The sequence below is a fragment of the Pseudoalteromonas sp. DY56-GL22 genome, assembly GCF_041414715.1.
GTDB classification, from domain to species: domain Bacteria; phylum Pseudomonadota; class Gammaproteobacteria; order Enterobacterales; family Alteromonadaceae; genus Pseudoalteromonas; species Pseudoalteromonas simplex.
On the sequence record NZ_JANHZR010000006.1, the window covers coordinates 294,686 to 314,090 of the forward strand.

19 protein-coding genes are annotated in these 19,405 nt (G+C 40.8%); 10 read left to right on the forward strand and 9 right to left on the reverse strand.

What is annotated here, in order from left to right:
- Positions 1-314 precede the first annotated feature (314 nt).
- The 3 genes from NO991_RS14985 to NO991_RS14995 are packed head-to-tail and all read right to left on the reverse strand — an operon-like array spanning position 315 to position 1,357.
- Positions 315-1,016 (reverse strand): helix-turn-helix domain-containing protein, encoded by a 702-nt coding sequence (locus NO991_RS14985; RefSeq protein ID WP_371352156.1) that lies wholly within the window; start codon positions 1,014-1,016, stop codon positions 315-317.
- 52 nt (positions 1,017-1,068) lie between these two features.
- Entirely contained in the window at positions 1,069-1,206 is a 138-nt protein-coding gene (locus NO991_RS14990) for a hypothetical protein (RefSeq protein ID WP_209327580.1), read from the reverse strand.
- A gap of 10 nt (positions 1,207-1,216) precedes the next feature.
- Positions 1,217-1,357, reverse strand: a complete 141-nt coding sequence (locus tag NO991_RS14995) for a hypothetical protein (RefSeq protein WP_209327568.1) — start codon at positions 1,355-1,357, stop codon at positions 1,217-1,219.
- 805 nt (positions 1,358-2,162) lie between these two features.
- On the opposite strand from NO991_RS14995, the gene NO991_RS15000 reads away from it, so the two are divergent.
- From NO991_RS15000 to NO991_RS15010, 3 genes are read left to right on the forward strand one after another with little or no spacing between them, the layout of a single operon-like run.
- Entirely contained in the window at positions 2,163-2,693 is a 531-nt protein-coding gene (locus NO991_RS15000) for an ATP-binding protein (protein WP_371352157.1), read from the forward strand.
- A gap of 3 nt (positions 2,694-2,696) precedes the next feature.
- Positions 2,697-3,752: a hypothetical protein gene (locus NO991_RS15005; protein WP_209327570.1), complete on the forward strand. Its 1,056-nt coding sequence runs from the start codon at positions 2,697-2,699 to the stop codon at positions 3,750-3,752.
- The gene (locus NO991_RS15010) at positions 3,730-4,107 is read left to right on the forward strand and encodes an ASCH domain-containing protein (protein ID WP_209327571.1); all 378 of its coding nucleotides are present in this window, start codon (positions 3,730-3,732) and stop codon (positions 4,105-4,107) included. Before NO991_RS15005 ends, NO991_RS15010 begins: the two co-directional genes overlap by 23 nt.
- Before the next feature lie 130 nt (positions 4,108-4,237).
- Here NO991_RS15010 and glmS read toward each other — a convergent pair whose 3' ends face one another.
- Positions 4,238-6,058 carry a glutamine--fructose-6-phosphate transaminase (isomerizing) gene (glmS, locus tag NO991_RS15015; protein WP_371352158.1) on the reverse strand — a complete coding sequence of 607 codons (1,821 nt, stop codon included), beginning with the start codon at positions 6,056-6,058 and terminating at the stop codon, positions 4,238-4,240.
- A gap of 95 nt (positions 6,059-6,153) precedes the next feature.
- A complete protein-coding gene (locus tag NO991_RS15020) occupies positions 6,154-6,924 on the reverse strand; it encodes a DeoR/GlpR family DNA-binding transcription regulator (RefSeq protein WP_054552250.1) in 771 nt (256 codons plus the stop codon).
- 155 nt (positions 6,925-7,079) lie between these two features.
- Here NO991_RS15020 and NO991_RS15025 point away from each other — a divergent pair, with 155 nt between their 5' ends.
- Positions 7,080-7,607, forward strand: a complete 528-nt coding sequence (locus NO991_RS15025) for a sugar O-acetyltransferase (RefSeq protein WP_194442505.1) — start codon at positions 7,080-7,082, stop codon at positions 7,605-7,607.
- A 175-nt stretch (positions 7,608-7,782) separates the two neighbouring features.
- Here the strand turns inward: NO991_RS15025 and NO991_RS15030 are convergent, their stop codons facing one another.
- The 4 genes from NO991_RS15030 to NO991_RS15045 form a co-directional block, all read right to left on the reverse strand.
- A complete protein-coding gene (locus NO991_RS15030) occupies positions 7,783-8,229 on the reverse strand; it encodes a transposase (protein ID WP_082389219.1) in 447 nt (148 codons plus the stop codon).
- A 355-nt stretch (positions 8,230-8,584) separates the two neighbouring features.
- Positions 8,585-10,981, reverse strand: a complete 2,397-nt coding sequence (locus NO991_RS15035; protein WP_371352159.1) for an FtsX-like permease family protein — start codon at positions 10,979-10,981, stop codon at positions 8,585-8,587.
- A 1-nt stretch (position 10,982) separates the two neighbouring features.
- On the reverse strand, positions 10,983-11,684 hold the full coding sequence (locus NO991_RS15040; protein ID WP_371352160.1) for an ABC transporter ATP-binding protein: 702 nt from the start codon (positions 11,682-11,684) through the stop codon (positions 10,983-10,985).
- An 11-nt stretch (positions 11,685-11,695) separates the two neighbouring features.
- A complete protein-coding gene (locus NO991_RS15045) occupies positions 11,696-12,949 on the reverse strand; it encodes an efflux RND transporter periplasmic adaptor subunit (RefSeq protein ID WP_054552245.1) in 1,254 nt (417 codons plus the stop codon).
- A 230-nt stretch (positions 12,950-13,179) separates the two neighbouring features.
- Here NO991_RS15045 and NO991_RS15050 point away from each other — a divergent pair, with 230 nt between their 5' ends.
- The 6 genes from NO991_RS15050 to NO991_RS15075 all read left to right on the forward strand — a co-directional run.
- Positions 13,180-14,583: a sigma-54-dependent transcriptional regulator gene (locus NO991_RS15050; protein ID WP_371352161.1), complete on the forward strand. Its 1,404-nt coding sequence runs from the start codon at positions 13,180-13,182 to the stop codon at positions 14,581-14,583.
- 3 nt (positions 14,584-14,586) lie between these two features.
- Positions 14,587-15,891, forward strand: coding sequence for a PAS domain-containing sensor histidine kinase (locus NO991_RS15055; RefSeq protein ID WP_371352162.1), 1,305 nt, complete (start codon positions 14,587-14,589; stop codon positions 15,889-15,891).
- An 85-nt stretch (positions 15,892-15,976) separates the two neighbouring features.
- Positions 15,977-16,516, forward strand: a complete 540-nt coding sequence (locus NO991_RS15060; RefSeq protein WP_371352163.1) for a hypothetical protein — start codon at positions 15,977-15,979, stop codon at positions 16,514-16,516.
- A 118-nt stretch (positions 16,517-16,634) separates the two neighbouring features.
- Positions 16,635-17,912: a LysM peptidoglycan-binding domain-containing protein gene (locus NO991_RS15065; RefSeq protein ID WP_371352164.1), complete on the forward strand. Its 1,278-nt coding sequence runs from the start codon at positions 16,635-16,637 to the stop codon at positions 17,910-17,912.
- 91 nt (positions 17,913-18,003) lie between these two features.
- On the forward strand, positions 18,004-18,705 hold the full coding sequence (locus NO991_RS15070) for a hypothetical protein (protein WP_371352165.1): 702 nt from the start codon (positions 18,004-18,006) through the stop codon (positions 18,703-18,705).
- A gap of 251 nt (positions 18,706-18,956) precedes the next feature.
- Positions 18,957-19,405, forward strand: a 449-nt coding sequence (locus tag NO991_RS15075) for a transposase (RefSeq protein ID WP_371352166.1), incomplete at its 3' end; no start/stop codon positions are given.

The following is a 19,405-nucleotide window of genomic DNA, read 5'->3' on the forward strand; positions in this document are numbered from 1 at the left end:
AGTGTTTAACCATCCTAATCAATTGCAATACAAATTGCATCAGTGAACAGTAATCAAGCAAATTACAGACACAAAAAAACCAAGCGACCTTTCTTGGTGAAAAGTGGCTTGGTTTTACCCACCCCATTCCCTGTTAGCTCAGGATTGATTCGGTTATTAAGCGTACTTTTCACCTAGCCAGTGGCAAATCTCAGAGCGCCTTTAAGTGTAATGCGACCACCAAGTCATGCTCAGTGGTGGCACCGCAAAGCGAAACTTAAATGATTGGTTGTAATTCCAACCTATCGGAGCATTACTCCAGTTTGGTTTTGGGTTTATTCGATTATCTCTTCTTTATTCGATATGTCAATCACATCAGGTAATGAGTATCCTTCCTTCATGAGGTATCGCCTCAAACAATATCTCAACTCTTGACCTAAATATTTAAAGTTATGATTCGGAATGAATCGCCCCTCAGCAAGCTCAATGGCTATTGAATCAATGATATCCATTATTTCATCTTGATGAAGAAGTTTGGGGATTCCATTTGAGATCCAATTCGCATCTTCATTATCACAATGGGCCATGTTACCAAGCTGTCGATGGTCTACGGAGAATTCAGGTTCAAACCCTTTTCTGGCTTGTGATACAACATAGAAATGTGTGCTTTTTTGAAAAATGAGGAACCGATGAATTGCAACATGTACTTGTTTTCGCCCAGTACTAACAGGCACTCTTGCAGTATGCTTTAAAATAAGTTCACCAGTGAGTTTTATGAATTGATGCTTGCCTTCTTTTTCGACACATAAAAGGTGTTCAGACTTCCGCCTCAACTGATCACCAAATTCTTTGATGAAAAATCTCATTTGGCGTTCAAAGGCTAAAGCTTCCCCATTTCGCCAACGACTAACTTGGGCTACTGACTTTTTGCTCAATCCTGCTTTAGCGGCTATTTCTTGGTTGGTCATGCCATTTTCAATGGCAAGTTTTATAAGTCGTTTAGTATCCCTACATTTTTTATTACCTTGTATTTTCAAAGCAACTCCTTTTGGTTGGTTGGTAGATTTAATTATCTACCAACCAATTGATTCAGTCATCCCCAATGTAGTCATCATTGTTTGGATTATGACAGTCTGCCCATTCATCCATATCAGCATCATTGTTCGGGTTATTAATATCCGACCAAACGTCCAGTTCTTCTTGTGACATATCTGAAGTATTTGGCATTGCTAGCTCCTTATTTTTTACCTTTATAACGAGGGTTATTCGGATTTAGTTGGTTACTACGGTTATCCAACACTTTTTGATAAGCATCATTAGTTCCGGATGTGTTTGGGTTAGGGTTCTTTTGATTTGCTTTATGATTGTTATTACTCATGACATTCTCCTTGTTTTGTTATGTCATGGTTATAGTAAAAACAGGCTACAACTATTAGAAGTGATGAGGTTGTGATACTTGAGTGATAAATTGTGAAACTTGATGATTTTGTTACTTTATAATCGTTTTGACAGATTTAAACTTATGCTCTGCCAACAAAAGAACGCACTTTTATACATGCTTTTTTGTATTATCAATATTCACCTTTATGGGAGTCATCAAATTTGTTTTGAATGCGTAACCAAAAATTGAATGACATACCTGTGACGAGTTCTAGTCTCTTTGCGAAGCCTATATCAAAACTCACTTTCTCACTCAAAAAGTCGTCAAAATGTTCATCAGATTATCTATTACCTATTGAGTACTAAGCCCCTTTGCTGTTTCCTTAGGCAAATACAACCCCTCAAAATACCGTGCGGGGTGCAATGCCTCTTTGACTTGAGGAACATTGACGAAACCATAATTAATTTGCACATCAATATTGGTTGGTTCAATCACTTATGCATCAACATCTAGCTGTTCATATTAATGGTGAATAGAACAGTATAAATAATGACGTCAAAAAAGAAAGAACGCATGTTTTGGTTAGGTGATGGGCTGCAGGTATATCACAAGAGTCATGTAAAATTACCTGACAGTTACTGCCTACATTTTTATGCTGAAGCGGAAAGTAGGCGTATATATGTGGCGTATTTAGGACTGCATTTAACTTTGTAGAAATAATGATTACAAATAATTGGCAAGATTGACAATTTGTCAGGATTCTTGTTCTATATAAGTTCGTTAAAGTTAAGGAAAGATAGCGATGAAAAGGAAATTAATATTCATTGGTGGTATTCATGGCGTCGGTAAATCCACGTTATGTAATAAATTGGCTTGCGAGTTAAAAGTCCCTCACTTTTCTGCTAGTGAGCTTATAACTAGAGCTAAAACAGGTCTTTTTACCAAAAGTAAATCCGTTGCCAATGTCGCGAAAAATCAAGATGTTTTAGTGACTGCGTTAGATGAGTTTGTGGATGCCCCCAGTTTTATATTAGATGGACACTTTGCATTATTCGATGTAAATAAAGAAGTTCAGCTAGTTCCAGAAGAAACATTTGCATCTATAGCACCGATTGCGATGTGTGTTCTGACTTGTGATGTTAAAGTTGTTTTAGACAGAATTGCCGCAAGAGATGGCATTCAGCATGACAAGTCAGCCTACAAAGCTTTAAGCGACAACGAATTAGCAAATGCAAAATCTATAGCCGAAAAACTAAATATTCCTATTTTTGTCCATGATACTAATAACGATATATTAGAGTTGACTCACTTTATCAGCTCACACTTGGAGTAAGTTATGGAAAGCCTTCACTACGCACCATTTAGTCAAATTAATCTAATGGACTCTTTTTTTGACACATTACGAGCCGATTATACTGAGTTTCCTGCTTGGTTTTCTCGTAAGGCAGAACAAAATGAGTTTGCATATGTACTCGTAGACGGTGCATCAATTGACGGATTCATGTACTTGAAAGAAGAAGTTGGTCCTATTACCGATATTTACCCACACTTACCACCAGGCAAGCACCTAAAAGTTGGTACTTTCAAATTCAATTCACATGGTACCCGACGTGGGGAGCGTTTTATTAAAAAGATTTTCGATCATGCGCTAACATTAGACGTTGATAGTATTTATGTAACAGTGTTTGATAAACATCATTATTTGAAAAATCTATTTGCCAAATACGGGTTTATCTCCCATGGAACTAAAAATACGCCAAACGGTACTGAAACTGTCATGGCTAGATCAATGCGTTATCAGCTAGGTTCTACGCTTAGTACATATCCCTTCGTAAAGCTTAGCCAAGCAAACTCGTATTTATTATCCATATATCCTCAATTTCACTCAAGAATGCTACCTGACTCAATTTTGAACAATGAAACTCACGATATTATTCAAGATGTTTCACATAGCAACAGTATTCACAAAATATACATTTGCGGTATGGGAGGAGTGTCTTCATTTCGCACTGGCGATAATTTAATTCTATACCGTACTAGTGACAATAAAGGACCAGCCCGATTTCGTTCAGTAGCTACGTCAATTGGCGTAGTCGAAGAATATAAGAATATCAAAGAGTTTGAGTCACTCTCAGCCTTCATAGAATACTGTGCACCTTATTCAATTTTCAGAAATGATGAGCTAGCCCGTATATATAATGAAAAAAAATACTGTCACATTATTCGATTCACTTATAATGCAGCCCTTGCTAAACGTATTACCCGTGGTGATCTAATAGACGAAGTTGGATTAGATGAAAGTGAATACTGGGGTGTTATGCAGTTAACAAACCAGCAATTTAGTCACATTGCTAGGTTGGGAGCCGTAAATGAAAGTCTTATTGTCGATTAAGCCTGAATTTGTAGATAAAATACTTGAAGGCACAAAAAAGTTTGAATTCAGGAAGAATTGTTTTAAGAGGGATGGTATTAAAACGGTCGTCGTTTATTCAACGATGCCTGTTGGTAAAGTCGTGGGTGAATTTGATATTGAAGATATCATATCTGAACACCCAGAGTTACTTTGGAACCGAACGAAGAAAGCTGCGGGTATCTCTAAGCAGTTTTTCGACGAATACTATTTGGGTAGAGACAAAGGAACAGCCATAAAAGTAGGTAATGTTGTGCGATATGATCGCCCATTATGTTTAAGTGAACTAGGTGATAATATTACTGCTCCTCAATCATATAGATATTTACCCGTTTAGATTTTGAATAGGAGAACCTCGGTTCTCCTATTTAATTGTCACTTTAGATCCTTGTTTGTCAATTTCCATCTTTATTTAGATGTTTCCAACTTTATTCAGAATCTACACAACCGGCTCTTGATGCTTTAACTTATTCAACCGTTACCGATTTTGCTAGGTTTCGAGGTTGGTCTACGTCGGTGCCTTTAATAACCGCAACATAGTATGAGAGCAGCTGTAGCGGGATTGTATATACAACTGGGGCAATCACGTCATCTACATGGTTTACGTTGATTACACGCATTGTTTCGTCAGATTCAAACGCTGAGTCTTTGTCTGCGAATACATAGATAATACCGCCTCGGGCACGTACTTCTTCTACATTTGATTTAAGCTTTTCAAGTAGTTCGTTGTTTGGTGCCACAACAATGATTGGCATGTCGGCATCAATCAACGCAAGAGGACCATGCTTAAGCTCACCCGCTGCGTATGCTTCAGCATGAATGTATGAAATTTCTTTCAGCTTAAGCGCGCCTTCCATCGCGATTGGGTATTGTGAGCCACGACCTAAGAACAATGAATGGTGCTTATCAGCAAACTCTTCAGCTAAATCTTCAATCCCTTCAGCAAGCAGTAATGCTTCTTCTAACTTGTTAGGAAGTGTTTTAATTGCATTCACAATCGCACTTTGATCTAAGCCTTTTTCCTGCGCAATCGATGCCGTTAGCATTAATAAGCCAACAAGCTGTGTGGTGAAGGCTTTCGTTGATGCAACACCAATTTCAGCACCGGCTTTAGTCATAAAGGCTAAATCAGATTCACGTACTAACGATGAACCCGGTACGTTACAAATGGTCATTGATGCCATGTAACCTTGCTGTTTTGCAAGACGAAGTGCAGCAAGCGTATCAGCTGTTTCACCAGACTGTGAAATGGTCACAAGTAAGCTGTTTTCATGTACAAATGATTCGCGGTAACGGAACTCAGAGGCAATCTCAACGTTACAGCTCACGCCAGCAAACTGTTCAAGCCAGTAACGAGCAACCATACCTGAATGGTATGAAGTACCACAGGCAATAATTTGCACGTGTTTTACGTCTTTAAAGATTTGTTGAGCGCTGTCGCCAAAGGCATCAATCGCGACAGTGTCATTAACTAAACGGCCATCAAGGGTGTTACGTACAGCAAGCGGCTGCTCGTAAATTTCTTTCAGCATGTAGTGGCGATATTCGCCTTTACCTGATGCATCTTGCGTAATGTTTGATTCAATCACTTCGCGCTCAACTGCATCACCGTTCGCATCAAAGATTTCAACACTGTCACGGGTAATACGAGCAACATCACCTTCTTCAAGGTAAATAAAACTGCGAGTAACAGGTAATAGAGCAAGTTGGTCAGAGGCAATAAAGTTCTCACCAAGACCTAAACCAATCACCAGTGGGCTACCTGAACGCGCTACGATGATTTCGTTGTCGTTCGCTTTATCAAATACAACTGTACCAAATGCACCTTCAAACTGCTTAACAGCAGCTTGTACAGCAGCTAAAAGTGTATCGTGCTGTTGGCGAAGTTGGTGAATAAGGTGCACCATGACTTCAGTATCTGTTTCTGATAAAAACTCATAACCGTCGCCTTTAAGCGCATCACGTAGGCTGGCATGATTTTCGATAATACCGTTATGAACAAGAGCAATTTCGCTATTCGAAACATGTGGGTGAGCATTCGCTGCAGTTACGCCACCATGAGTTGCCCAGCGCGTATGCGCGATACCAGTAGTACCATTAACTGCTGCATCGTTAAGTGCCACTTCAAGGTTAGCAACCTTACCCACTGCTTTTACAGTGTTAAGCTCAGTACCTTTAAGTAAAGCCACACCAGCTGAGTCATAGCCACGGTATTCAAGGCGTTTAAGGCCTTCAACAAGAATTTTATTTACTGGGCGTTCTGCAATAGCCCCTACGATTCCACACATAATTTCTCCTTTTGCACATGCCAAAGCGTTCTACTTTGGGCGGTATGTGTTGTCATAAATGATGCGTAATAAGGTGTTGTCGGTCTTATTACGGGTTATTCAATTTCTGCACAGATCAGCTGTACACCACATGCTGTTATCGCCTCGCGCTTATCTGCGCTTAGGTTGTTGTCTGTGATAACTGTGGTAACACGCTGCCAAGGCAGTTCTAAATTCGGTATTCTTCGGCCAATTTTTTCTGACTCAACCAGCACCACTACCTCTCGGGCAGCTTCAGCCATCACTTGGCTAAGCCCCACTAATTCATTGAAGGTTGTAGTGCCTCTATCAATATCAATGCCATCGGCACCAATAAACAGTTGGTCAAAGTCGTAAGAGCGTAGAACATTCTCCGCAACTTGGCCCTGAAACGATTCTGAATGTGGATCCCAAGTTCCGCCGGTCATCAAAAGTGTTGGCTCATTTTCTAATGAAAGCAGCCGGTTAGCGACATTAATAGCATTTGTCATCACCACTAAACCGCGCTTACTAGCAAGCTCAGGGATCATCGCCGCTGTAGTGCGACCGCTATCAATGATGATGCGGTTATGGTCTTTAATAAGCTTTGCAGCCGCCTGTGCGATTGCCATTTTGCGAAGCGAGTCGCTTTTCTCGTTGCTATTTGCAACGATTTCTTGCGGCAATGCAATGGCACCACCATAACGGCGTAGCAACAAGCCACTTTTTTCAAGGGCTGTCAGATCTTTACGTATCGTCACTTCAGAAGTTTGAAACTGCTCTGCTAACGCTTCAACAGCAACTTCACCAAGTTCATTCACTTGGCTTAAGATTGTATGGCGACGTTGTTGAGTGTTTCGTTTTGTCATAAAGTGAATCACATAAGTTTCGTTTCGAAAGTTGTGGAATTTTAAACGAAACAATATAAATGGCAAGTGAATACTCGTTAACCTACACAGCTTTAATTTTGATCTTCATCACCAACACGCTAAGCTATTGGCAAATATAACCATGAATATGCCCCATGAAAGAGTTTAATAGCCTCGATAAGTCCTTACTCGAACAACGAAAAAATGCCCATGAAATTTGCCGTTTATTTGCAAAAAGCCCGAGTAAAGGCAATTTAAAACGACTAAAAGGCATGTTTGCTCACTGTGGAGAGCAGGTTGTTATAGAAGCGGGTTTTCATTGTGATTATGGCAGTGGTATTAAAATAGGTGATCGAACCTTCATAAATATTAACTGTACTATGCTCGATGCACCGCTATCTGATGCGCAAATTACGATAGGCGATGACTGCTTAATAGGCCCTAATGTGCAAATACTCGCGGTATCGCATGCTGTAAACCCAACCGAGCGTTTAGCAAAAGCTAATTTTGCAGCGCCGATTAGCATTGGCAACAATGTATGGATTGGTGCAGGCGCTATTATACTTGCGGGTATTAAAGTTGCTGATAATGCCGTGATTGGCGCAGGGGCAATAGTTACCAAAGATGTCGCGGCAAATACCCTAGTAGCAGGTAACCCCGCAGTGAAGGTTAAAGACCTTTAACTCTCATACCGACGCGCTAAAGCACGTCCTACGTAGGTCGCCATTTATGGCGACAAAAATACATATTTACGCGCTAAAGCACGTCCTACGTAGGTCACCATTTATGGCGACAAAGAATACATATTAACGCGCTAAAGCACGTCCTACGTAGGTCGTCATTTATGGCGACAACCAATCACAAGAAAACAGAATTCCAATATGGATAACTACCTAAATTATCAACTAGCTTTTTTCGCAAAGGGTTTGCTGCGATATATCTGGCTACAGCTATTCTACTTTCTTCTTCACGTAGTGCATGGTCATAGTAAGCAGGTTGCCACACCGTTTGCGAAAAACAACGTATCTTGTTTATCTCTCTAGCAGAAAGACCTTTTAGATGACCAACTGTTTTACCCAAGCTACTATCGCTAAGCCTTAATAAACCATGAAAATGATCGGGCATAAGCACCCAAGTTAACCAGCAGCATTGATGCAATAGTTCATTTCTTTCAATACACCTACAAAATACTTTTGCTAAGTTATGATCAGTGAACAGTGCTTTTCTGTTATGGCAGTTGAACGTTATGAAATATTCACCTGATTGAATTGAAACTCGCCCTTTCTTTAAATGACTCCAGCTCATGAAAAGTCCTTTTTCATAAAATTGTAGAACATTAAATATAGTAGATTAACGCGCTAAAGCACGTCCTACGTAGGTCGTCATTTATGGCGACAAAGAATACATGCTAACGCCCTACGAAGATTGTCATTTATGGTGGCAAAGAATACATACTAACGCGCTAAAGCACGTCCTACGTAGGTTTCCATTTATGGCGACAAAGAATACATGCTAACGCGCTAAAGCACGTCCTACCGTAGGTCGTCATTTATGGCGACAAAAAATAGCCCTACGTAGGTGACGGCCATCCTCAATAAGCATTTAAAACTAAAAAAGCCCAGCGGTATTGCTGGGCTTATAGTTGGGAGTTAGTTAACTGTTATTCATATCGCAAGATAAGTGATGGTCTGGTGCTTGCGGCCTTAAAGGCTAAACTTGCAACGGTAACCCAAGTAATAGTGGCTACAGCAACGGCGGCAACTAAATACACCCATACAGCTTGTTCAATACGGTCATTAAAGTTTGCTAACCAATCACCAACTAACAAGTAAGTCACTGGATACGCAATAGCAATACTGAGCGCCACCAGCACTAAGAACTCTTTAGCAATGATATTTACGATACTGATGCGAGATGCACCTAGCACTTTTCGAACAGCCACTTCCTTTTGACGACGCACTGTTGCAAACGAAGCCAAACCAAAGGTACCTAAACAAGTTAAGAACACTGCAAGGCCAGTAAAGATTAAAACGACATTCGAAATTCGCTCATCACCTTTTAACAGAGTTTTGTAGTTGTCTGCGAGTAAATTGATTTTTGGCTCATAGATATTGGCTGAGCTTGCTAATACTTCAGCGATCTGAGCTTTAATATAAGGCAAGTTTTGCTGATCAATCGTTAAAATTAATTCTGATACAGGTGATAAAAAGTTAAAGCCACATAAGAACATAATATTTGAGTTGGCATCTTTAGCATTACCTACTTTTACATCTTCAACCACACCTACAACACGCATATCTATGCCGCGACCTGAGTCTTTAATAACCTTACCGATAATGTCACTCATATTAGTGTAACCCGCTTGCCTTGCGACAGATTCAGTCACAATGGTACCCGTACTTGTTACTCCATTTTCACGGCTTGCCCAGTCACCGGCAAACTCACGGCTAAAGTCACGACCAGCAACCAGTTTTAACCCTAGCGTTTTTACAACATCGTAGCTTGCACCTACAACAGGCGTTAAGCTGCCAGATGCTTCACCATTTGGCCACGTTGGCATAAGTGTATTATTGATTGAAACAGTTAAACGGGTATCAATAACTGTTGTTTGCTGTACGCCTTGAATTGCACTAATACGGTTAACTAAGGCATTTTTTTCTTTTGTGAATACTTCGCCTACAGGTAGCTCTGAAATAACCAATCTTTGTGTCGTTTCATAGCCTAAAGGTAAGCTTTGTAAGTAAGTTAATTGCTTTAACAAAGTAATAGAGGCAATGATTAAACCTATTGCTAGTGAAGCCTGTAAGGTTAGTAAGCTCTTACGAACCCATATTGCAGTATTACCTCGTTGTAAGTCTCCACTTAAAACGCGTTTTGCACTGAATGACGAAATAAAGAATGCAGGATAAAGCCCAGCTAATATGCCCACAGCAATTGCGACCACAATAATTGCAATGCCAAATTCAGAGGCATAATTCACGACCAATTCGCGGTCTACTAGTTGATTAAAGCTTGGTAAAAGTAGCTCCACTAAAGCACAAGCAATCACCATTGAAAGTATTGATACCAACACAGATTCTGATAAAAACTGCGTTACTAACTGGCCTTTACTTGCGCCAAGCGCTTTACGCACACCCACTTCTTTTGCACGTTTAGTCGATTGAGCGACGGTCATATTAATAAAGTTAAAACCTGCAATAAGAATAAGTAACACGCTTAAACCTACACAGATCATCACCACTTGTTTAGCACCACCTGCTTTCATCTCAAACGGTGATTTTGCCGTTAAGTGCAAATCAAGTAATGGATGCAGCTCTAAACTAACTTGCTCCAGCATCGAATTGCTAAAAAAGCGCTCTGTTAAGGTTTTAGCTAATGCATCGGTATCGGTGCCCTCTGCTACACGCATATAAACATAACTACTGTTGATGTCTATTTTGCTTGGATCATGCTTAACATAAACAAGGTTTTTAAAGGCAAAGTGAGTGTTATCTGCTAAGTCCGCAAACACGGCACGCACCGTGTACTGTCCTTGTTCATGCGTAAGTGTTTCACCAATCACATCGGTGCGACCAAAAATGCGCAGAGCTTCTGATTCACTTAAAGCGAGGCTGTCTGGTGTACTCATTGCTGTTGTTAGATCACCCGCCAACGTCTCCATAGCAATGAAATTTTCAATATTTGCTGTAGCACCATATAAGGCATTTAACTTATAGCCTTGATTGCGGTAACTCACATCCACCATGGCTTCACGGGTCAGCTCGACCATAGTTAACCCGAACACTTCTTCAACTTGGCTGTAATCTTCGGCCTGCTTTGACTGCACATAATTAAAAATAGGCACCACAGCTAAACCAAGTTTTGAGAAGTCTTGGCCAACGCGATAAACACGCTCAGCATGTGGCTGTTGGCTATCGTACGAAAGCTCATTTTTTGCAAACAAAGCAACTAGAATTGCCGCAGCTAAGCCCACACTTAAACCCAGAACATTTAAAATAAAGTGCTGCTTTTGGTTTTTAAACGCACGCAGCGCGGTGATCAAATAACTTAAAATCATGTTATGCCACCTCTGCTGTTTGTTGAACACGGTTAGCTTTATCAACCATCACTTGGCCATCAAGTAAGCGCACTAAACGGTCAGCATAATTGCCTTCTTTTTCTGAGTGAGTAACCACAATTACCGTGGTACCTTCGCGATTTAGCTCACGTAGCATCGCCATGACTTCATCACCATTTTTTGAATCAAGGTTACCCGTAGGCTCATCCGCTAAGATAAGTTTTGGATTAATCACAAGAGCTCTGGCTACTGCTACACGTTGCTGCTGACCACCCGATAGCTGCTGCGGTAAGTGATCTGCTCTATGGTCGATTGCAACACGTTTTAAAATTTCTTCTACTCGCTGTTTACGATCACTTTTTGAGATATTTTGATACTGTAATGGCAGCTCAACGTTTTCAAATACTGTTAATTCATCAATTAAGTTAAAGCTTTGGAAAACAAAACCAATCGACGCTTTTCTAAGTGTTGCTAATTGCTTTTCACCAAACCCTGCGATGTCTGCACCTAAAAATTCAAAACTGCCTGCCGATGGCGAATCCAACATACCTAAAATAGAAAGTAATGTTGATTTACCACAGCCAGATGGCCCCATAATGGCAAGAAACTCGCCTTCGTTTACATGTAAGTTAATGTTATTAAGCGCTGTTGTTTCAACATCTTGAGTACGGAATACGCGTGATAAGTTAGTTAATTTAATCATTGTTTTTATCCTTAAAATTGTAGTTGTTGTGCTTTATCAAAGTTGCTGTAGCTAGAGGTGATCACGCGATCTCCGGCGCTTAGGCCACTTAACACTTCATAATAGTTTTGATTCTTTTTGCCAAGACGAATGTCTTTTCGTACTGCACGATTGCCATCTTTTTCCATGACATAAACCCAGTTACCCCCTGAGCTGGTAAAAAATGCGCCGCGTTCAAGTAATAAAGCTGTGCCTTTGCTATCACCTAGCATCAGCTGTACATCAAGGCTTTGCCCACGTTTTATGTTGCTAGTGCCATTGGGTAAATCGACCTCAACCTGAAACTGTGATTGCTGAACACGACTATCAATTTTGCTAACCGTCGCCGCAATTTCGCCTTGTTCATGCTCAATAAGCACTTGCATACCTGTTTGAACTTGGCTCAGGTAAAACTCATCTAGTCGCACAACTAGCTTGTATTCATTAGGAATATCAATCTGCCCTAGGCGAGCACCACGGCCTTTTGATTCACCAATTTCAACATCAAGTTCACTTAAATAGCCATCGGCAGGTGCTGTTACGAGTAGGTTTTCAAGGTTCTTACGTGCAAACTGTAGGTTTTTCTCTAACATGTCGGCACTGTCTTTTAACTGAGCGACCTGAACTTCACGAATGCTGTTTTCTTGCTTTTGACGCTCAAGAGTTAGTTCTTTACGCGCTTTGTAATACGCTAAGTCTTCTTGAATTTCAGATAATTGCTCTTGTGCTAACACACCCGTTTTCACTAGCGGCTGAGTCTGTTTTAAGCGACGCGATAAATGTGTGATTTTAAGATCGATTTCAAGCAAATCACGGCGTAAGTTTAAACGGCTGGTTTCCATATTCATTTGCGTGTTACGTAAAAAGTTAAGCTGCTCAGTCACCTGTGCTTCACGGCTCATTACATCAAGCTGCAAATTGGTATTGCTTAAACGCACAAGTGGTTGGCCTTTTTTAACAAACTCACCCTGCTCAACAAGTCGCTCTTCGACTTGGCCTCCGGCAATGGTGTCGAGGTAAATAGTAGTGCGAGGCATAACCTGACCACGAAGACTTAAAGCATCAACAAATTCACCTTGTTGTACTGTGCTAATCGTTAAGCTTGTCGCGGTTACTTGCTGACTACGACCTGTTTGCTCAGTTTGTGTGAAACCATAAGCTGCTGCCGCAACAGCTAAACATGCTGCTGCAATTACTGATTTCTTAAAAAATGCTTTGTTATTTGAGCGTGTAATTTTCTTATCCATGTTGACGCCTTTAAGTTATCTAGGTGCTAATTACCTATAGATAAAACAACTCTTGTGCCAACTTTTATTTTCATTAAATTACAACAACTTATATTGAAACTAATAAAGATATATATAATTAAGTGTCCGCTTATAGAACACTTCAAAACCCATATATCGTCCATAAATGGACACTGTTACTATTTTCAATTAGTCTTAGTGTTCCCATAAAGGAATAATAATAAATAGCTATGAAACAAGCAGGATCAATTCTTATCGTCGATGATAACCCCGACGTACTTATCGCCGCACGATTACTTTTAAAGCAGCATTATCAGGTTGTAAAAACCACAGATAACCCCTTTGATATCGAAGCTATCATTAACGCACAGCATGAGGCGGATCAAGCTATAGATGTTGTGTTACTCGATATGAACTTCACGCAAGACTCAATTAGTGGCAAAGAAGGATTCTACTGGCTAAAAAAAATCATGAGCCAAGACGCTAACATTGCGGTACTGCTTATGACGGCCTACAGCGATATTCAGCTAGCGGTCGAAGCAATTAAAGCCGGTGCCTCTGACTTTATTGCCAAGCCTTGGCAAAATGAGCAATTACTCGGAGCTGTTGCAGCGGCATTTTCACACGCTAAAGACAAGCAGCAAGTTGGTAAGCTCACAAAACAAAAGCAGGCCTTGCAGCAGTCAATCGGCAATCAACCATTTGAGTTTTTAGGCCAAAGTGATGCCATGCAGCAGGTTTTTTCGGTTATCGACAAAGCAGCCAACACAGATGCCAACATATTGATTAGTGGCGAAAGTGGCACCGGTAAAGAGCTCACCGCACATGCAATCCACAATGCAAGCCAGCGCCAAAGCCAACCCTTCATAAGCCTAGACATGGGCTCACTAGCCGAAAGCCTGTTTGAAAGCGAACTATTTGGCCATAAAAAAGGGGCGTTTACCGGAGCCAAAGAAGATCGCATTGGCCGATTTGAGCTGGCCCATGGTGGTAGTTTATTTTTAGACGAGCTAGGTAATTTACCGCTTAACCAACAAGTTAAACTGCTCGCAGCACTACAAAACAGGCAAATAACACCGGTTGGTGGTTCAAAAGTCATCGATATTGATATTCGTTTGATCTGTGCAACGAATGAAAACCTCGAACAAGCAGTTACTGAAGGCAAATTTAGGCAAGACTTACTGTACCGTGTTAATACCGTAGAGATCCGTTTGCCAGCTCTGCGTGAGCGCAGTGAAGACATTCCATTACTGTGTAACTACTACTTGCAGCACTTTGCACATAAATACAAACGTGAGCTCTCGATTGCGGCATCTGATATGACACGTTTAAGTCAGTATCATTGGCCTGGCAATGTCCGTGAACTTGCGCATGCAATTGAGCGAGCAGTCATCCTCTCAGAAGGCTCAGAGCTCGATATAAGCTCAGTGATAAGCTCATCAAATGCTGCTGTTAGCACAAGTGAGCTCTCTTCAAACGCCACTGACTACGACACTTTTGATCTCGAAATCATCGAGCAAAGAACCGTTCGTGCAGCTTTAAAGCATTTTCAAGGGAACGTGAGTCATGCAGCAAAAGCGCTCGGCCTAACACGCGGAGCCATGTATCGTCGTTTAGAAAAATACGGACTTTAATCGATGCGAAATTTTATTAGCTTAGCCGGCCTATTAGCTGCACTAATTGGTTTATCAATAGCTTTGTTTTGGCAAGTAGAGCAAAGCGGGTTTTCTGCAATTTCGGCACTTTTAGTTATTTTAAATTTGGTATGTGCCGCGCAAATTTTTAATTTATTTAAACGCCAAACAAGGCGTGCAGATATGGTGTTTCGCGCTTTAGCGAATGGAGACAGCACATTAGGCTTTGGCGACCAACACCCTATGCAGCAGCAATTTGAGCAGGTTAAACAACAAATTCAGGCTGCGCGTTTTAATGCAGAGCAACAAGCCCAGTTCTTACAAGCGCTGTTAATTCATATCGATTTAGCAGTATTAGTATGTGACGAACAAGGCACTATTATTGAAAGCAATCCGGCGGTCAGCCGTTTACTTGGACAAGCTGTAAAGCACATCGATGATTTAGGTGTAATAGCCAACCTAGTCCAAGACGCAAAGCAAAATAGCCGTAATACCGTGCCATGGCAAAATGGTGAGCAGCATGATACGTTATCTGTGCAGATCAGTATTGCCGAAATCCAAGGTAAAGTTCGTAAAGTGATCAGTTTGCAATCGATTCATGATCAGCTGCAATTAAAAGAGCAACAAGCTTATAAGCGACTTACAAAAGTACTAACCCATGAAATTGCTAATTCGATTACACCACTTTCTTCTTTAGCGCAAACTTGTACGGCACTGCTGCCAAATGAGCTTAGTTTTGATGATCAGGAAGATAAACAAGACTTGCAACTCGCCCTAACAACACTCGCATCACGAACCGAGCATTTAGGGGAATTTATAGCGCAATTTAAAAAGGTTAGTAGCTTACCCGCCCCACACTTACAGCCACATATTCTGGCAGATCTTGCCAAGCAAGTTGTCGCTCTGCACTCTCAACAAGCTAAGCAGCTTAATATTTCGTTGAATTTGTCGGTGCAAAGCCAACAGTTAGTAATGATAGATAGAGGCCAAGTTGAACAAGTAATAATAAACCTGCTTACCAATGCCCTTGATGTCCTTAAGCAGTTAAATACTTCAAAGTCAGCAAAGTGCATTGAGGTAAGCATTGCACAAAATGCTAATCAGCAACTGTATTTAGAGGTCAGTGACAATGGTACAGGTATCAGCGATCATGTGATTGAGATGATTTTTGTGCCATTTTTTACTACCAAGCAACAAGGTTCAGGAATAGGCTTAAGTTTATCGCGCCAGATCATGCTCAATCATGGCGGCGATCTGGTTTATATCAAACGCCAGCAAGGAGCCTGCTTTCGCTGCGTGTTCGGTTAACTTACATAGTTAGAACACTTACTTACAATTTGCTAAGGCGCTGTTTGATATCATGTACCCATTAACGTTTAATGGACTAACCAATATGAAGCATCTCGCCTTAGCACTGTTTTCTTCACTTGCCTTCATTCCTGCTACAAGCTTTGCTGGTATTTATGACAGCCCTAATATGAACCTGTTTGTTAAATCAGAGCATAATAGTACTGATTCAATCACCTCAGCCGGCATCGAAGTTATGGCTAAAAATAACTACAGTAATTTCGGCGCAGCATTTACAACGGCACTAGGCTCAGCAGAAGTATTTACTAAAAAAGGTGATCGGGAGACATTTCTCACCTTAGATAGCGGCATCAAATTTGGTTATTTCAGCGACTTTTTTGTCTATGGCGAAGTGGGCTTAGATTTAATTGAGCTTGCTGTATACGACGACCGCGATGACCACGACTACAGAGACCGCTATGATGACGACCACAATAAAATTGATGGCTATGTTGGTGTGGGCATGGGCGTGGACTCAAAGCCATTCAGAATAGAGATCTATGCCAGAGCCCGAGAAATAGACAGCCGCTATTGGGAAGCACAAAACCATGGTTATGCTGGGTTACAAGTTAGTATTTCGTTTTAATTTCAATTGGGTGAGTAAGTTAGCGAGCTGTTAATCTAATGGTCATTTTTAGCTCACCCTATGTTAAGCTTAGGCGCTTTAGTTTACCCGCACCTAAGTTAACGGAGTATTTTAATACGTGTTTTTAAATCGATTTTTAGGCCTTGTTGTTGTTTCTCTTATTGTAACAGGCTGTCAGACTGCCCCTGAGTCACTTCCCGAAAAGAAGCCTACCATCAAAGCCAATCCAGGTACTGTGGTTGCAGAAGCTAAAACAGCACAAGTAGACGCGGTGACACCGCTCAAACCAAGTGAACTAGATGACGTATGGCAGCGTATTCGCATTCAACTGCTGTTTAGCGATTCAAGTCATCCTGATGTGCAAAAGCGCATTGCTTGGTACCTTACTCATCCAAATTACATGGAAGAAATAAGCCGCCGTGCAGCGCCGTATTTGTATCATATCGTCACAGAAGTAGAAAACCGCGACTTACCAATAGAACTCGCTCTAATGCCGCTTATAGAGAGCGATTTTGATGCCAGTGCCTATTCGCACAAACATGCATCGGGTTTATGGCAACTCACCCCCTCAATCGCCAAATACTTCAAAGTAAAAATTACCCCTTGGTATGATGGTCGCCAAGATGTGATCGACAGCACCCGCGCAGCTTTGGATTTTATGGAATACCTTTATAAACGCTTTGATGGCGATTGGTATCATGCTATTGCTGCCTATAATATCGGTGAAGGGCGTGTATTACAGGCAATTGCTCGTAATAAAAAACAAGGTAAGTCGACGGACTTCTTTAACTTAAAACTACCATCGCAAACCAAACAATACGTGCCTAAGTTACTGGCCGCAGCACAATTATTAAAGCACCAAAAGATGATATTCCCTGCCATTAAGAATGAGCAGGCTATTGCGACCTTACCAGTAACTGGTGCAGTGATCTTGGCAGACAAAGCGAAATGGCAAGAGCTTGAAGAGCTAAACCATGGTGTTATCCGATACCCAGCAGTGATTGATGCGCCACATATTGTGGTTCCCAAAGATCAGCAAGCAAGTTATCAAACTCTATTAGCTAATCAAAAGAGCAATGATTATAGCCAGTGGCAACATTACACTGTTAAACGCGGTGATAGCTTAAGTGTGATTGCAAAAAACTATAAAGTAACAGTTAGCCAACTGAAAACCTTCAATAACCTAAAAACAAACACTATCCGTATTGGTCAAAAACTGATATTGCCACAATTGGCTGATCAGCAAATCGAATATAAGGTGAAATCTGGCGATAGCCTTTGGAAGATAGCAAAGCAATACAAAGTCAGTATCACTAAACTCAAACAATGGAATAACCTTTCAAGAGATAGCTTAAGAGTGGGTGAAAAGCTCACCGTATTTATCTCAAATAGTTAATACCAAATCAGGGAGTTTTACTCCCTGTCTCTTTTATCTATCCAATTAAAGTTGTATCTTTATTAGTCTATAAAAACAACAATTAAAAATTATGGATAATCAGCAACAGGACGCAAGCTGTTCAACCGTTAAATCAGAGCAAGACTCCAACGTTGAAGAGCAGACAAAGACCACCCAGCAAAACACTCAGCGCAATGGATGGTTTACCAACGAGCGGCTAAACCTATTTCTCGCACTCTGCGCCATTATTATCTCCGCAGCCTCTTTTTATGCCACTTACTTGCAAGCCAGCGCCGCAGAACGACAAGTAAAAGCCGCAACCTGGCCATGGCTCGAAGTAATGACGGGGAATTTTAATGAAGAAAAAAATTCTGAAGAAATTACTTTTTACATTAAAAACTCAGGATCAGGCCCAGCCATTATTAAATACGTTAAATTCTTCCACGATGAAAAGTCTTATACAGAGATATTTGAAGTAATAAAGGACTGCTGCTTTGATATCTATGCTTACCAAGAGCAATTAAATAAGTTGCAAAATGAGTCACCAGAGATCAATTTCTTTGAAAAATTTGGTTGGTTGTATACCGGCGTTAGTAATAACCGATTATTAGCCTCAGGCGCTGAACTTAATCTTTTTGGTTTTAAGAAAACAGGCTTCAATGCAACTCAGTGGGACAAGGTAAATGACCAACGCTTTAATATTAAAACTGAGATCTGCTACTGCTCGTTGCTAGAACAATGCTACCTAAGCGATGGCCGCGGCGATGTGAAAGAGATAGAGCAGTGTAAGTGAGTTGCGAGAATAAAGTTAGCGAGAGGAAAGTTGCAAGAGTAAAGTTTGGAAATCTGCCGTAGGTTGGGTAGAGCGAAGCGAAACCCAACAGCGTGGTAATTCGTCATGCACAATGAAGAGGTAAAGTTCATTAATAAAAGACGAATTAGCGCAAGGTGAAGTAAGCCATTTTAGAGATCGCCAAGCTGTTATACCATTCCGCTTAAATATCTGATCTAATATAGGCTATATAAAATCACTGGTTATTAACATTGAACCCAAACATATCTGAACAACTTTTAGCGCTTTCTCGTAAAGAACCAAACGCACGAAAACGCATGCGATTGCTCGCAGTGTCTTTATTTTATGAGGGTAATAGCCGAACCGATATTGCAAAACGTCTAAACACTGCAAGAAGTAGTGTGAATAAATGGGTTTCTAGTTACCTAGAGTATGGGCTTGATGGTTTAGACAATAAGCCTATTCAAGGACGTCCATCAAGGCTGCAACAGCGGCAACTTGAACAACTGTCTGAATTTATAAAGCGCACGAACACAGAACTACGTGGTGGCCGCCTTACCGGTGAAGACATTGTGCATTACATTCATACTGAATTTGGTGTTCATTACCACTTAAATCATGTTTATAAAATTCTAAAGCAACTTGGCTTTAGTTGGATCACAAGCCGCTCTAAACACCCAAAACAATCATTACAGAGCCA